Genomic DNA, 15,279 nt, shown 5'->3' with positions numbered 1-15,279 from the left:
AGGGTCAGAAACAGCGCAGAACCAAGTCAGAACACGCAACCCTGTAGGAGCTGGCTTGCCAGCGATGGGGCCAGCAAACCTTGCAGCGCCCAAAAGGACGCCATCGCCAGCAAGCCGGCTCTCCTACCTATATAGAAGAGAGCAGGGCGCCTAGAGCACCCCGGCTTCCCGCAATCCGGCCACCGTCTCCGGCGTCAGGCTCAATACCCGCTGCAGGACCTCCAGCGTGTGCTCGCCCAATAGAGGAGGGGCATTACGATATTCCACCGGCGTCTCGGAAAGCCGGATAGGACTCGCAACCTGCGGCACCCGCCCGGCCAGGGCATGGGGCAGCTCGATGGCCAGCCCACGCGCCTGTACCTGGGGATCGGCAAACACCTGCGACAGATCATTGATCGGCCCGCACGGTACACCGGCCTGCTCCAGCTGCGTCACCCACTCGGCCGTCGTCTTGAATATGGTGGCCTGGCGAATAAGCGGAATCAGCACCGCGCGGTTGGCCACCCGCAGCTTGTTGGTGACGAAGCGCGGATCGTCCGCCCATTGCGGCTGACCCGCCACCTCGGCGAACTTGCGGAACTGCCCGTCATTACCCACCGTCAGGATGAAGTCGCCATCGGCGGTAGGGAAGTCCTGGTACGGCACGATATTCGGATGGGCATTGCCCAGGCGCTTGGGAGCCACCCCGGTGGTCAGGTAGTTCATCGCCTGGTTGGCCAGGCATGCCACCTGTACATCCAGCAAAGCCATGTCGATATGCTGCCCACCACCGCCATGATCCCGATGGGCCAGGGCCGCAAGGATCGCCACGGTCGAGTACAGGCCAGTGAGGATATCGGTCAGGGCCACGCCCACTTTCACCGGACCGGCACCTTCATCGCCCTCCGGCCTGCCCGTCAGGCTCATCAGCCCGCCCAGCCCCTGGATCATGAAGTCATAGCCGGCACGCTTGGCATAAGGCCCGGTCTGACCGAACCCGGTGATCGAGCAATAGATCAGGTTCGGGTTGAGCGCCTTGAGCGATGGGTAGTCCAGGCCATAGGCCGCCAGCCCGCCGACCTTGAAGTTCTCGATCAGGATATCGGACTTCATCGCCAGCTCGCGCACCAGGCGCTGGCCCTCGGGCCGGGTGAAGTCGATGGTGACCGATTGCTTGTTGCGGTTGGCCGACAGGTAGTAAGCCGCTTCGCTGGTGTTCTCTCCGTAGGCGTCCTTCAGGAAGGGCGGCCCCCACGCGCGAGTGTCATCGCCGTTGCCCGGGCGCTCGACCTTGATCACCTCGGCCCCCAGGTCCGCGAGGATCTGACCGGACCAGGGTCCGGCCAATACCCGCGACAAATCCAATACCCGCAGATGCGAAAGCGCGCCCATGAGCCGAGCTCCTGTCAGTAGAACGCCTGGAGGCCGGTTTGCGCACGCCCGAGAATCAGCGCATGCACGTCGTGGGTGCCTTCATAGGTATTCACCACTTCCAGGTTCACCAGGTGACGAGCGACCCCGAACTCGTCGGAGATGCCGTTGCCGCCGAGCATGTCCCGCGCCATGCGGGCGATGTCCAGGGACTTGCCGCAGGAGTTGCGCTTCATGATCGAAGTGATTTCCACCGCCGCCGTACCTTCATCCTTCATCCGACCCAGGCGCAGGCAGCCCTGGAGGGCGAGGGTGATTTCAGTCTGCATGTCGGCCAGCTTCTTCTGGATCAACTGGGTGGCAGCCAACGGGCGACCGAACTGCTGACGATCCAGGGTGTACTGGCGAGCGGTGTGCCAGCAGAACTCGGCAGCGCCCAGCGCGCCCCAGGAGATGCCGTAGCGGGCGGAGTTGAGGCAGGTGAACGGGCCTTTCAGGCCACGGACATCCGGGAAGACGTTCTCTTCGGGGACAAAGACGTTGTCCATGACGATTTCGCCGGTGATGGAGGCGCGCAGGCCGACCTTGCCGTGAATCGCCGGGGCGCTCAGGCCTTTCCAGCCTTTCTCCAGAACAAAACCGCGGATATCGCCGGCATCGTCCTTGCCCCAGACCACGAACACATCGGCGATCGGACTGTTGGTGATCCACATCTTGCTGCCGGTCAGGCTGTAGCCGCCTTCGACCTTGCGCGCACGGGTGATCATCGCCCCGGGATCGGAACCGTGGTTCGGCTCGGTCAGGCCGAAGCAGCCGATCCATTCGCCGGAGGCCAGTTTCGGCAGGTACTTCTGCTTCTGCGCCTCGGTGCCGAACTCATTGATCGGCACCATCACCAGGGAAGACTGCACACTCATCATCGAGCGGTAGCCCGAGTCGACGCGCTCCACTTCACGGGCGATCAGGCCGTAGCTGACATAGTTGAGGCCGCTGCCGCCGTACTCGACCGGAATGGTCGCGCCCAGCAGGCCGACCTCACCCATTTCGCGAAAGATCGCCGGGTCGGTCTTTTCATGCCGGAAGGCTTCGAGAACCCGTGGCGCCAGCTTGTCCTGGGCGAACTGCTGGGCGGTGTCACGAATCATCCGCTCCTCTTCAGTGAGCTGTTGATCCAGCAGCAGGGGATCGATCCAGTTGAAGCTAGCTTTACCGCCCATGGGAGAGTCCTCGCGAAGTAGGTCAAATATCGTGGATTGATCCTAGGCGTCACCCGAGGATCCGGCAAACGAGGATTTCGCATGCTGTTGTGCTAATTTCTCACTCCGAAAACCTTTTGAACGCCTTTTCGACCCATATTTAGTGAGGTTGCCGTATATGCGCAGGAAGATCCCCAGCACCGCCGCGCTGGTCAGCTTCGAAGCCGCCGCCCGCCATGAGAGCTTTACCAAGGCCGCGGTCGAGCTTTCCCTCACTCAGGGCGCAATTTGCCGACAGATCGCCAGCCTGGAAGAGTTCCTCAGTGTCGAACTCTTCCGACGCTCACGACGGGGCGTGAAGCTGACCGAGGCAGGTCTGTCCTACAGCCGCCGTATCGCCACGCAACTGGACGCAGTCGAACGCGACACCCTGTCCGTCATGGGCCAGCAGGGCACCAATGTGATCGAACTGGCGGTGGTACCGACATTCGGCACCCAATGGCTGTTGCCGCGACTCAAGGATTTCCAGCAACAGCACCCGGAAGTCACGGTCAACCTGACCAACCGCACCCGGCCGTTCCTGTTTGCCGATACCGACTTCGACGCCGCCATCTACTTCGGCGATGCCGACTGGTCGGGTACCGAATCCCATCGCCTGATGGGCGAGAACCCGATGCCGGTATGCAGTCCGGCCATGCTCGGCAACCGCCAGAGCCTGAGCGCGACGCAGATCGCCGAATTGCCGCTGCTGCAACAGACCACACGGCCCTACGCCTGGCGCCAGTGGTTCAACGCCCAGGAACTGAATATCCCCCGCGACATGACAGGCCCGCGCTACGAGCTATTCTCCATGCTGGCCCAGGCCGCCATGCACGAGATGGGGATCGCGCTGATTCCACCGTTCCTGATCCAGCGCGAACTGGCCGAGAAACGCCTGGTGATCGCCAACCCCAATGCGCTCTCCAGCATCAAGGCCTATTACCTGATGATTCCCGACCGGAAAGTCGAATCGGCGTCTTTACGGGCTTTTCGTGACTGGCTGGTAAGCCAGGCACAAGGCTACAGCCTGCTTTCCTGAAGGCTTTCCGCCATTACTTGACCTCGTAGTCAGCAAAACAAAAGCCCTACAGATATAAGAATATGTCGCCTTTAAGCAGACTGTACCGACGCCCCTCAATCTTGCACGAAAGTGCCTGATGGCAAGGGCTACAGCCCATATCGCCTGCAATATCGACTTATTCATGTCGCCGATTCGAAATTTCTCCATTTCCAGCCAGAATCCATGTGAGGCCTCTATTCTGTGGGCCTGCGGCCAATCCGTGCGACATTCAGTCACAGGGTGACTTGTAGTTAATATTGCGTCACCTTTCAGAATCTCTTGAAGGGGGCAGTTTTCGCCTGCAAAATGCCGCGCCCCGCCTCGAAACCGGCGGGATCGTGCTGATCGGCCGCTCCAGTCGCACCATCCGCAGTGCGCTGGCCTTCTTATAAAAAAGATCACGCAGGAGATTTGACGTGCACATTGGTGTTCCTCTCGAAACCCAGACGGGTGAAACGCGGGTTGCTGCAACCCCGGAAACCATCAAGAAGCTGGTCGGCCAAGGTCATAAGGTCACTGTGCAAAGCGGCGCCGGGCTCAACGCCAGCGTTGTCGACAGTGCGTATGAGGCAGCAGGCGCCACTATTGGCAGCGCCGCCGAAGCCTTTGCCGCCGAGCTGATTCTCAAGGTGGTCGCCCCCAGCGACAGTGAACTGGCGCTGATCAGGCACGGTACCGTGCTGGTGGGCATGCTCAATCCGTTCAGCAATGAAACCATCGCCAGGCTGGCGGCCCAGGGCATTACGGCCTTCGCCCTGGAGGCCGCGCCACGTACCTCCCGCGCGCAAAGCCTCGACGTGCTCTCGTCCCAGGCCAACATTGCCGGCTACAAGGCCGTGTTGCTGGCCGCCCATCACTACCCGCGCTTCATGCCGATGCTGATGACCGCGGCGGGTACCGTGAAGGCCGCCCGCGTGCTGATCCTCGGTGCCGGTGTGGCCGGACTGCAGGCAATCGCCACGGCCAAGCGCCTGGGTGCGGTGATCGAAGCCTCGGACGTGCGTCCGGCGGTGAAGGAGCAGATCGAGTCCCTCGGAGCGAAGTTCGTCGACGTGCCCTACGAGACCGATGAAGAGCGCGAATGCGCAGTCGGTGTCGGCGGCTACGCACGGCCGATGCCGGCCAGCTGGATGCAGCGCCAGGCCCAGGCCGTGCACGAACGCGCCAAGCAGGCCGATATCGTCATTACCACCGCACTGATTCCCGGTCGCAAGGCACCGGTGCTGCTGAGCGCCGAGACGGTCGCGCAGATGAAGCCCGGCTCGGTAGTCATCGACCTCGCCGCCGCCCAGGGCGGCAACTGCCCGCTGACCGTGGCCGACCAGGTGGTGGTCGAGCACGGCGTGACCATCTGCGGCCCGACCAACCTGGCCGGTGAAGTCGCGGCGGATGCCTCGGCGCTGTATGCCCGCAACCTGCTGGATTTCCTGAAGCTGGTCTTCAACAAGGAAGGCCAGTTCGAAGTGAACCTCGAAGACGACATCGTCGCCGCGTGCCTGATGTGCCGCGACGGCCAAGTCATCCGCAAAAACGCCTAAGCAGGGATTCAGACGATGGAAGAGCTTATCTCCCCCGGTATCTACAACCTGATCATCTTCGTGCTGGCTATCTATGTCGGTTACCACGTGGTCTGGAACGTGACACCCGCGCTGCATACGCCTCTCATGGCAGTGACCAACGCCATCTCGGCGATCGTGATCGTCGGCGCCATGCTCGCCGCCGCGCTGACCGTGACCCCGCTGGGCAAGACCATGGGCACCCTGGCCGTGGCCCTGGCCGCGGTAAACGTGTTCGGTGGCTTCCTGGTGACGCGCCGCATGCTTGAGATGTTCAAGAAAAAAGCCCCGAAAGCCGTAAAAGAAGAGGCGCCGAAGTAATGAGCATGAATCTCGTAACGACGCTCTACCTGATCGCGTCGATCTGCTTCATCCAGGCGCTCAAGGGCCTGTCGCACCCGACCACGTCGCGGCGCGGCAACCTGTTCGGCATGCTCGGCATGGCCCTGGCGATCCTCACCACCATCGGCCTCATCTATAAGCTGGGAGCCGAACTGGCTACCGCGGGTATCGGCTATGTGATCGTCGGCCTGCTGATCGGCGGCACCGCCGGCTCGATCATGGCCAAGCGCGTCGAGATGACCAAGATGCCGGAGCTGGTGGCGTTCATGCACAGCATGATCGGCCTGGCCGCGGTCTTCATAGCCATCGCGGCGGTGGTCGAGCCGCAATCCTTGGGCATCGTCAAGCAACTGGGCGACTCGATTCCGGCGGGCAACCGCCTGGAGCTGTTCCTCGGCGCGGCGATCGGCGCGATCACCTTCTCCGGTTCGGTGATCGCCTTCGGCAAGCTGTCGGGCAAGTACAAGTTCCGCCTGTTCCAGGGCGCACCGGTACAATTCGGTGGCCAGCACAAGCTGAACCTGCTGCTGGGCCTGGCAACCCTCGGTCTCGGCGTGACCTTCATGCTGACCGGCAACCTCGGCGCCTTTGCCCTGATGCTGGCCCTGGCCTTCGTGCTCGGCGTGCTGATCATCATCCCCATCGGCGGCGCCGACATGCCAGTGGTGGTGTCGATGCTCAACAGCTATTCCGGCTGGGCAGCGGCGGGGATCGGCTTCTCGCTGAACAACTCGATGCTGATCATCGCCGGCTCGCTGGTCGGCTCAAGCGGGGCGATCCTCTCGTACATCATGTGCAAGGCGATGAACCGTTCGTTCTTCAACGTGTTGCTCGGCGGCTTCGGCAACAGCGCGGACGCCGCCGGCCCGGCCGGTGCGAAAGAGGCGCGGCCGGTGAAATCCGGTTCGGCCGACGATGCGACTTTCCTGCTGACCAACGCCGACACGGTCATCATCGTGCCCGGCTACGGCCTGGCGGTGGCCCGTGCCCAGCACGCGCTCAAGGAACTGACCGAGAAACTGACCCACCGCGGCGTTACCGTGAAGTACGCGATCCACCCGGTGGCGGGGCGCATGCCCGGGCATATGAACGTGCTGCTGGCCGAGGCCGAGGTGCCTTACGACCAGGTGTTCGAGATGGAAGACATCAACTCCGAATTCGGCCAGGCCGACGTGGTGCTGGTGCTCGGCGCCAACGATGTGGTCAACCCGGCGGCGAAGAACGATCCGAAGTCGCCGATTGCCGGCATGCCGATTCTCGAGGCCTTCAAGGCCAAGACCATCATCGTCAACAAGCGCTCCATGGCCAGCGGCTACGCCGGCCTGGATAACGAGCTGTTCTACCTCGACAAGACCATGATGGTCTTCGGCGACGCGAAGAAGGTGATCGAGGACATGGTCAAGGCTGTCGAGTAAAACCTTGCCGTAGCGCAATACCGAAAACCCCATCCTTTAGTAGGGTGGGTTTTTTCTTTGCCCGCAGAAAACCGACCGAAGGCTCTGAATCGGGGCCTGGCATTCGACCTTGGTCGGGCGGCGAAACCTTTTGAAATGTCTAGACTGCGCATCTTGCCTCCGTTGCCCGAGAAAAACTCCATGTACCGTGATCGTATTCGCTTGCCTTCTCTTTCCAGCAAGGTGATGAGCGCGGCTGACGCTGCCGCCCTGATCCAGGACGGCATGACCGTCGGCATGAGCGGCTTCACCCGCGCCGGCGAGGCCAAGGCCGTCCCTCATGCACTGGCCGAGCGCGCCAAGCTGTCACCGCTGAAGATCACCCTGATGACCGGCGCCAGCCTGGGCAACGACCTCGACAAGCAGCTCACCGAAGCCGGTGTCCTGTCGCGGCGCATGCCGTTCCAGGTCGACAGCACCCTGCGCAAGGCGATCAACGCCGGCGAAGTGATGTTTATCGACCAGCACCTGTCGGAAACCGTCGAGCAACTGCGCAACAAGCAGCTCAAGCTGCCGGACCTGGCGGTCATCGAGGCCGTGGCGATCACCGAGCAGGGGCATATCGTGCCGACCACCTCGGTGGGCAACTCGGCCAGCTTCGCGATCTTCGCCAAGCAGGTGATCGTCGAGATCAACCTGGCGCACAACCCGAACCTGGAAGGCCTGCACGACATCTATATCCCCAGCTATCGCCCGACCCGTACGCCGATCCCGCTGGTCAAGGTCGATGATCGCATCGGCAGCACCGCGATCCCGATCGATCCGGCCAAGATCGTCGCCATCGTGATCACCAACCAGCCCGACTCGCCGTCCACCGTGACCCCGCCGGACGCCGACACCCAGGCCATCGCCGACCACCTGATCGCCTTCCTCAAGGAAGAAGTGGCCGACGGGCGCATGACCAACAGGCTCGGCCCGCTGCAGGCCGGCATCGGCAATATCGCCAACGCGGTGATGTGCGGCCTGATCGACTCGCCGTTCGAAGACCTGACCATGTACTCCGAGGTACTGCAGGACTCGACCTTCGACCTGATCGACGCGGGCAAGCTGTCGTTCGCCTCCGGCAGTTCGATCACCTTGTCGAGCCGGCGCAACAGCGATGTGTTCGGCAACCTGGAACGCTATAAAGAGAAGCTGGTGCTGCGTCCGCAGGAAATCTCCAACCACCCGGAAGTGGTGCGCCGCCTCGGTATCATCGGCATCAACACCGCCCTGGAGTTCGACCTGTACGGCAACGTCAACTCCACCCATGTCTGCGGCACGCGGATGATGAACGGCATCGGCGGTTCCGGGGACTTCGCGCGCAACGCGCACCTGGCGATCTTCGTCACCAAGTCGATCGCCAAGGGCGGGGCGATCTCCAGCGTGGTGCCGATGGTCAGCCATGTGGACCATACCGAGCATGACGTCGATATCCTCGTCACCGAAATCGGCCTGGCCGACCTGCGCGGCCTGGCGCCACGGGAACGGGCGAGGGCGGTGATCGACAACTGCGTGCACCCGATGTACCGCGAGGCACTCGACAGTTACTTCGAACGTGCCTGCGCCCTGGGCGGCCACACACCGCACATTTTGCGCGATGCACTGAGCTGGCACATCAACCTGGAAGAAACCGGGAAAATGCTGGCCGACTGATTGATACAGTTTCCCGCTGACGCAAACACAGTTTCGTCAGCGGGAGCACCTTCCCCAAACAACTGATAAAAACTGTACTGCTGTACCGGTCATTTTCCTGCTGAAACCTCCCCCGCTTTCCCCCACCCGACCAAAAATGCACCAATACTGTGCTGACAGGTACAGTTGCCTCAATTATGAGCAGTACAGCACCTATAAACAGTTAACTGGTCCCTCACAATACAGATGAACTGTATCTAGAGAGACTAGGCAAAGAGGAGGATCATTGGCATCAGTTAAACCACTACCTAATCCCGCCATAAGCGGAAGGATGTCAATCATGGAACGTACACTCAGTTCCGACCTGTTCTACGAAAACACCGCTACCAACGCTCAAGCTGCCCTGCCTCTGCGCGTTCTCGCCAACCTGATGCTGTGGCAGCGCCGTATCGCCAGCCGCCATCAACTGGCTCGTCTGGATGCTCGCCTGCTGGCCGATGCCGGTATCAGCGAAGCACAGCGCTACGAAGAGTTGAGCAAGCCGTTCTGGCGCTAAGCAGCGCTCGCTGGCCCTGACCCACCGGGTCCACCGCCAGCACCCGAATTGAAAAAACAGAGCCCGTCGCGGGAAACCGCGACGGGCTTTGTCGTTTCCGGCCCCCGGGATTGCCCGATGGAATGGGAAAACACCCGGACATGTACAGTTTTAAATAAATCAACAAACAACCGGTACAGTTTATGAAATCCGACGAAAAGGCTCTAGCCCGGCTATCAGGACGACACAACCGGCTTTCCGTCCACCGGGAACTCCGCCTACTATCGCGGTCATAGGTAGCCCGCAGCGCGGAATGTGCGTCTGAGGTTCATCGCTTATCGCGTCCCAGTGGCCGTTGTTGCCTTGCGCCACTGTTCCTACTCATGTCCAGGAGATCCACCATGTCCCGTCTTCGCCTGCTCAGCGCTGCTGCCCTGTTGTGCCTGGCCGCCACGGCCAATGCCAGCAGCTTCATCGTCACCACCGACTCCCTGGTCGGCGCCCTCAAGGCCACTTCCGACGCGACGTCCGATGCCACTTCGTCGTTGCGTGACAACAAGATCGTGCGCGCCGCCCAGGACGACGCCGCCAGCTTCGTCGCCAGCGACGGGCAGATCCGCAGCGTGAAGCTGGAAAGCGCATTCGACACGATTCGGCGCCAGGCGCCACAACTGCAAGCCAGCGACGCACAACTGGCCCAGGCGATCCTGGCGATCTGAACCGAATGATCTGCAGGAGCCGGGCTTGTCAGGACGGCGCATCGCCGCGAAGGGGCCGTTGAAATCGTCAAAAGCTTCGCGGGCAAGCACGGTTCCTACGAGGGACCGCGCTTGAGTGTTGAAAGGGTGTGCAACGTTGCACGATATTTCATCGATAATTGGCGCGCTGGCTCTGGTCCGCGCATTCCGCTAGCCTTGACGCTCGTTCATTCAGCCCTCGAGACCCATGCGTTCACTATCCTTATTGCTCATAGCACTCTGCTGGATCACTCAGGCCCACGCATTCGACCTGACCACACAAGGCGTCGTCATCAGCGGTTATGCCACCAGCCAGGTGACCACCGCGCCCTTCGACCATAAACTGATACTGGCGGCCCAGGATGATGCCGCAGCCTTTGTCGCCAGTGACGGCCGGTTACGCGGCGCACGACTGGAGTCGGCCCTGGCCTGGCTGCGTCAGGCCCAGCCAAAACTTCATGCCAGCGACCTTGAACTGGCCGAGGCAATTCTCGTCCAATAGTCACTTCTGTATCCCGGAGACACTTCATGCGTACCCCCCTGATCGCCGCTACCCTCGGCCTGTTGTTGCTGGCCGACGTGGCTTCGGCGCATACCCTGGTGGCCACCAGCAACATCATCGTGCGTGCCTCGGGCCGTACCATCGATTTCACCTCGGACACCACCACCTCGATCCGCGACTCGAAAGTGGTTCGCGAAGCCCATGACGATGCCGCCAGTTTTGTCGCCAGCCATGGCGAGATCCGTGGAGCGCAACTGGAAGCCGCCTTCAATGCCCTGCGTACCCAGGTGCCGGAAGCCCGCGACGCCAGCGACCAGACCCTCGCCGAAGCCATTCTCGCTCTGTGAGGCCACTTGCCGGCTGGCTGCTGGCCTGCGCGCTGTTGCTCAGTGGCAACGCGGCCCAGGCCGGCCTGCAACTGCGGCTCAAGACCGACGGCCTGAGCCCCGCCGAACAGAGTGCCAGCCAGGTCCTGCTCGATGAGGCCATGGCGCACCTGCCGCCACGCTTTATCGAGCAGCTGGACCGACGCATCGACGTCGGCTGGTCGACCGATATGCCGGCCAATGCCTACGGGCAGGCAACCCTGGTCGCGGAGCTGGACCTCAACCGCAACCTGCTCCCCGGCCTGGTGGACGGCTCCGCGGCCAGCAAGAAGACCAACCGCCCCCACGGCACCGTGCGCGAGGAAATGCTCGCCACCGTGCTCCATGAGCTCACCCACATCTATGACCGCGCCCGCCTGTGGCCCGATGCCGAACGCACGCTGATCCAGCGCTGCAGCCGACAGAACGGCAACACCGGCCTGATCGGCCTGCCCGACCAATGCCGGGGCCAGACCAACCGACGCTTTACCCTCAGCGACGACCCGCGCCTGCTGGACCTGGCCGGCTGGCAGCAGTCGGTGGGCACCCGCGGCCAGCGCGAGCAGCACAACAAGCAGGTCGCCCGCAGCCCGGATATCTACGAGACCACCAATCCCAAGGAGTTCGTCGCGGTCAACATGGAGTACTTCCTCCTCGACCCGGCCTACGCCTGCCGTCGGCCGGCACTGTACCGCTATTACCAGGAACGCTTCGGCTGGGCGCCGCCGGCGAAGGACAACTGCGACAAGGCCTTCCCGTTCCTGAATGCCGGCAACGATTTCGGCAAGACCCCGCTGGGCCGGATCGATCCCGAGCGGGTCTATGAAGTCGACTACCTGTTGGCCGAAGCCAACCAGAACTGGGTCAGCCGCTGGGGCCACAGCATGTTGCGCCTGGTGATCTGCGCCCCCGGCCGTCCACGCGGACCGGATTGCCGGCTGGACCTGGACCAGCACCTGGTGCTGTCGTACCGCGCCTTCGTCAACGATGTGCAACTCTCGACCTGGGGTGGCCTGACCGGTGCCTATCCGTCGCGGCTGTTCGTCCTGCCGCTGGCCCAGGTCATCGACGAATACACCAAGACCGAACTGCGCAGCCTGGCCTCGGTGCCGCTGAAACTGTCGCGCCGGGAAATCGAGGAAGTCGTCGAGCACGCCGCCGAAATGCACTGGAGCTACGACGGCAACTACTACTTCGTGACCAACAACTGCGCGGTCGAGACCCTCAAGCTGTTGCGCAGCGGCACCGACAATGCCCAGCTCAAGGGCCTGGACAGCATCATGCCCAACGGTCTGCTGGAAGTGCTCAAGGGCCGTGGCCTGGCCGACACCAGCGTGCTCGACGACCCGCGTGAAGCCCTGCGCCTGGGGTATCGCTTCGACTCCTACCGCGACCGCTACCAGGCGATGTTCGAAGTGCTGAAGAAACACCTGCCGATCAGGCAGGAAACCGTCGAGGACTGGTTGTCGCTGTCCCCTGAGGAACGCCGCCCCTGGTTCGCCCAGGCCGACCTGCGCACCAGCGCCGCCTTGCTGCTGCTGGAGCAGGCGGGCTATCGCCGGCAACTGCTGCTGGCCCAGGACGAGGTCAAGCAGAAGTACCTGGGCGGACGCGATATCAAGGACGGCGGCATGGACCAGGCCAACCGAACCTTGCAGGCCATCCTCGCCAACAGCGGCTTCCTCAGTCGCCCGGCGGAACTGCTCGGCAGTGGTGGCTATGGCCTGCCGCAACCGGGCGAATGGCAGCGTCTGGAAGCCGAAAGCAGCCAGCGCCAGCAACAGCTGCAACGCCTCACCGGCGACCTGGACAAGGAAGTGCGCAAACTCCTCGACCCGGCGCGCGAGGCCGAGATCGAAGCCAGCGAAGCCAACCTGAAGCTGGTCGGCGAGCACTTGCGCAGCCTGCACAAGGCCGCGGGCGGGCTCGAACTGCCCTGACCGCATGTGTGTGTGGGAGCCGGGCTTGCCCGCGAAGAACCATAACGCGATCTGCCTGTCGCTGCGCGTCGCCCGCCTTCGTGGACAAGCCCACTCCCACCAGCGCGCGGTGCCCAGACAACGCCCATGACCTTCCGTCCGACTTTCAGCAACGAAAGCTGGCTGAAAGCTTGCCCCATTAGCATCGCCTCACCGCCGGCACCAGACCGGTCGGCCGTGGCGCGTCCCGCAGACGCTCAACGGCCCAATCAACAACAACAATTGGTGATACCGATGTCCGCTACGACCCGCCTGTTCGCTGCAACTCCGCCCGTGCCTCCCGCGCTGACCGCCCTGCGCTGACCCCAGTCGCTTCGCCTTTCCCTAGCCGCGTTACGCCCGGAGTATCCCCATGCTGACTTTCCTTGGCTTCGCCATGGTCATTACCTTCATGTACCTGATCATGACCAAGCGCCTGTCCGCGCTGATCGCGCTGATCATCGTGCCGATCATCTTCGCCCTGTTCGGCGGCTTCGCCCCCAGCATCGGCAAGATGATGATCGAAGGCATCACCAAGCTCGCGCCGACCGGCGTGATGCTGATGTTCGCCATTCTCTATTTCGCCCTGATGATCGACTCCGGCCTGTTCGACCCGGCCGTGCGCAAGATCCTCAAGCTGGTCAAGGGTGACCCGCTGAAAGTCTCGGTCGGCACCGCCGTGCTGGCCCTGGTGGTGTCCCTCGACGGTGACGGCGCCACCACCTACATGATCTGCGTCGCCGCCATGCTGCCGCTGTACAGCCGCATCGGCATGAGCCCGCGGATCATGGCCGGGCTGATCATTCTCGCCGGCGGCGTGATGAACATGACCCCCTGGGGCGGCCCGACCGCCCGTGCCGCCAGCGCGCTGCACGTCGACCCGTCGGATATCTTCGTGCCGATGATCCCGGCCATGTGCGCCGGGGTGGTCGCGATCCTGCTGATCGCCTACTTCTACGGCAAGCGCGAGCGTGCCCGCCTCGGTGAACTGCATGTGCTCGGCGACGATATCGACCACAGTGAAATCAGCGTCTCGCAATTCCCCGATGCCCGTCGGCCGAAGCTGATCTGGTTCAACGGTGCCCTGACCCTGGGCCTGATGTGCGCGCTGATCGCCGGGCTGTTGCCCCTGCCGGTCCTGTTCATGGTCGCGTTCAGTATCGCCATGATCGTCAACTACCCATGCCTGCAACAGCAGAAGGACCGTATCGCGGCCCACGCCGGCAGCGTGCTGGCAGTGGTCGGGCTGATCTTCGCCGCGGGCATCTTCACCGGTATCCTGTCCGGCACCGGCATGGTCGACGCCATGTCCAAGAGCCTGCTGGCGGTGATTCCACCGGCGCTGGGCCCTTACCTGGCGGTGATCACCGCGCTGGCCAGCATGCCGTTCACCTTCTTCATGTCCAACGATGCGTTCTACTACGGCGTGCTGCCGGTGCTGGCCGAAGCCGCCAGCCACTACGGCATCACCGCCGTGGAAATGGCACGTGCCTCGATCGTCGGCCAACCCGTCCACCTGTTGAGCCCGCTGGTACCATCGACCTACCTGCTGGTCGCCTTGGCCGGTATCGAGTTTGGCGATCACCAACGGTTTACCCTGAAATGGGCAGTGCTGGTGTGCTTGTGCATACTAGTGGGAGCACTACTGCTGGGGACCTTCCCGTTTTTCGGCAGTCTGTAAAGACAACGATTCACCGCCACCCCGGCGACCGGACCTGGTAAAGCACAGGTCGGCGCCAGGGCGGCCCAACACTCGCGCAAAGGAATACACATGGACTGGCTGACCAACCCGGAAATCTGGGTTGCCTTCTTCACCCTGACCGCCCTGGAGATTGTCCTGGGCATCGACAACATCATCATGATCTCGATCCTGGTCAGCCGCATGCCCAAGCACATGCAGCAGCGCACCCGGATCTTCGGCCTCGCCCTGGCGATGGTCACGCGGATCCTCCTGCTGCTGTCGATCACCTGGGTCATGCGCCTGACCGCCGACCTGTTCGTGGTCTTCGGCCAGGGCATTTCCGGACGCGACCTGATCCTGTTCTTCGGTGGCCTGTTCCTGCTTTGGAAAAGCTCCCAGGAGATCTACCACGGCCTGGAAGGCGAAGACGAGGAAGTCGGCGACGAACCCAAGGGCAAGGGCGGCAACTTCCTCTACACCATCATCCAGATCGCGATCATCGACATCGTGTTTTCGCTGGACTCGGTGATCACCGCGGTCGGCATGGTCTCCCATGTGCCGGTGATGGTCGCGGCCATCGTCGTGGCGGTGCTGGTGATGATGCTGGCTTCGAAGTCCATCGGCGACTTCATCGACAAGCACCCGTCGCTGAAGATGCTCGCCCTGTCGTTCCTGATCGTGGTCGGCACCGTGCTGATCGCCGAAGCCTTCGAAGTGCATGTGCCAAAAGGCTACGTCTACTTCGCCATGGCGTTCTCCCTGGCCGTGGAAGCGATCAACATCAAGATGCGCACCGCGATGCAGAAAAAGAAACAGCAGCAGGACCCGGTGAAACTGCGCAAGGATGTTCCGGGTCAATAAACCCGAAGCGTCGGCAACCACAGGAAAGG

14 protein-coding genes are annotated in these 15,279 nt (G+C 62.5%); 12 read left to right on the top strand and 2 right to left on the bottom strand.

The annotated features are described in order from the left end of the window. Positions 1 to 150: 150 nt before the first annotated feature. Positions 151 to 1,371 (bottom strand): CaiB/BaiF CoA transferase family protein, encoded by a 1,221-nt coding sequence (locus tag HX881_RS26920; protein WP_177087441.1) that lies wholly within the window; start codon positions 1,369 to 1,371, stop codon positions 151 to 153. A 14-nt stretch (positions 1,372 to 1,385) separates the two neighbouring features. Beyond that, a complete protein-coding gene (locus tag HX881_RS26915; protein WP_177087439.1) occupies positions 1,386 to 2,567 on the bottom strand; it encodes an acyl-CoA dehydrogenase in 1,182 nt (393 codons plus the stop codon). Positions 2,568 to 2,724: 157 nt separating this feature from the next. Between HX881_RS26915 and HX881_RS26910 the strand changes: the two genes are divergently transcribed. The 12 genes from HX881_RS26910 (at position 2,725) to HX881_RS26855 (ending at position 15,250) form a co-directional block, all read left to right on the top strand. Further along, positions 2,725 to 3,624: a LysR family transcriptional regulator gene (locus tag HX881_RS26910; protein ID WP_017129171.1), complete on the top strand. Its 900-nt coding sequence runs from the start codon at positions 2,725 to 2,727 to the stop codon at positions 3,622 to 3,624. Between the two features lie 437 nt (positions 3,625 to 4,061). Next, on the top strand, positions 4,062 to 5,183 hold the full coding sequence (locus HX881_RS26905; protein ID WP_017129172.1) for a Re/Si-specific NAD(P)(+) transhydrogenase subunit alpha: 1,122 nt from the start codon (positions 4,062 to 4,064) through the stop codon (positions 5,181 to 5,183). A 15-nt stretch (positions 5,184 to 5,198) separates the two neighbouring features. Further along, positions 5,199 to 5,522, top strand: coding sequence for an NAD(P) transhydrogenase subunit alpha part 2 (locus HX881_RS26900; RefSeq protein ID WP_003187010.1), 324 nt, complete (start codon positions 5,199 to 5,201; stop codon positions 5,520 to 5,522). Next, on the top strand, positions 5,522 to 6,958 hold the full coding sequence (locus tag HX881_RS26895) for an NAD(P)(+) transhydrogenase (Re/Si-specific) subunit beta (RefSeq protein WP_017129173.1): 1,437 nt from the start codon (positions 5,522 to 5,524) through the stop codon (positions 6,956 to 6,958). Before HX881_RS26900 ends, HX881_RS26895 begins: the two co-directional genes overlap by 1 nt. Before the next feature lie 180 nt (positions 6,959 to 7,138). Further along, on the top strand, positions 7,139 to 8,632 hold the full coding sequence (gene scpC, locus HX881_RS26890; RefSeq protein WP_017129174.1) for a succinyl-CoA:acetate CoA-transferase ScpC: 1,494 nt from the start codon (positions 7,139 to 7,141) through the stop codon (positions 8,630 to 8,632). A gap of 319 nt (positions 8,633 to 8,951) precedes the next feature. Beyond that, positions 8,952 to 9,167 carry a DUF1127 domain-containing protein gene (locus HX881_RS26885; protein WP_017129175.1) on the top strand — a complete coding sequence of 72 codons (216 nt, stop codon included), beginning with the start codon at positions 8,952 to 8,954 and terminating at the stop codon, positions 9,165 to 9,167. 380 nt (positions 9,168 to 9,547) lie between these two features. Next, on the top strand, positions 9,548 to 9,865 hold the full coding sequence (locus tag HX881_RS26880) for a DUF2388 domain-containing protein (protein WP_017129176.1): 318 nt from the start codon (positions 9,548 to 9,550) through the stop codon (positions 9,863 to 9,865). 226 nt (positions 9,866 to 10,091) lie between these two features. Further along, on the top strand, positions 10,092 to 10,385 hold the full coding sequence (locus tag HX881_RS26875; protein WP_177087437.1) for a DUF2388 domain-containing protein: 294 nt from the start codon (positions 10,092 to 10,094) through the stop codon (positions 10,383 to 10,385). Between the two features lie 26 nt (positions 10,386 to 10,411). After that, entirely contained in the window at positions 10,412 to 10,732 is a 321-nt protein-coding gene (locus HX881_RS26870; protein WP_017129178.1) for a DUF2388 domain-containing protein, read from the top strand. Further along, the gene (locus tag HX881_RS26865; protein ID WP_017129179.1) at positions 10,729 to 12,690 is read left to right on the top strand and encodes a DUF7844 domain-containing protein; all 1,962 of its coding nucleotides are present in this window, start codon (positions 10,729 to 10,731) and stop codon (positions 12,688 to 12,690) included. Before HX881_RS26870 ends, HX881_RS26865 begins: the two co-directional genes overlap by 4 nt. Positions 12,691 to 13,081: 391 nt before the next feature. Further along, positions 13,082 to 14,389 carry a CitMHS family transporter gene (locus HX881_RS26860; RefSeq protein WP_177087435.1) on the top strand — a complete coding sequence of 436 codons (1,308 nt, stop codon included), beginning with the start codon at positions 13,082 to 13,084 and terminating at the stop codon, positions 14,387 to 14,389. Between the two features lie 90 nt (positions 14,390 to 14,479). Continuing rightward, a complete protein-coding gene (locus HX881_RS26855) occupies positions 14,480 to 15,250 on the top strand; it encodes a TerC family protein (RefSeq protein ID WP_017129181.1) in 771 nt (256 codons plus the stop codon). Positions 15,251 to 15,279 lie beyond the last annotated feature (29 nt).

This window comes from Pseudomonas gingeri, from assembly GCF_013386115.1.
GTDB lineage: Bacteria > Pseudomonadota > Gammaproteobacteria > Pseudomonadales > Pseudomonadaceae > Aquipseudomonas > Aquipseudomonas gingeri.
Note: the sequence above shows the minus strand (reverse complement) of the source record. Positions and strands in the feature narration are given on the sequence as shown.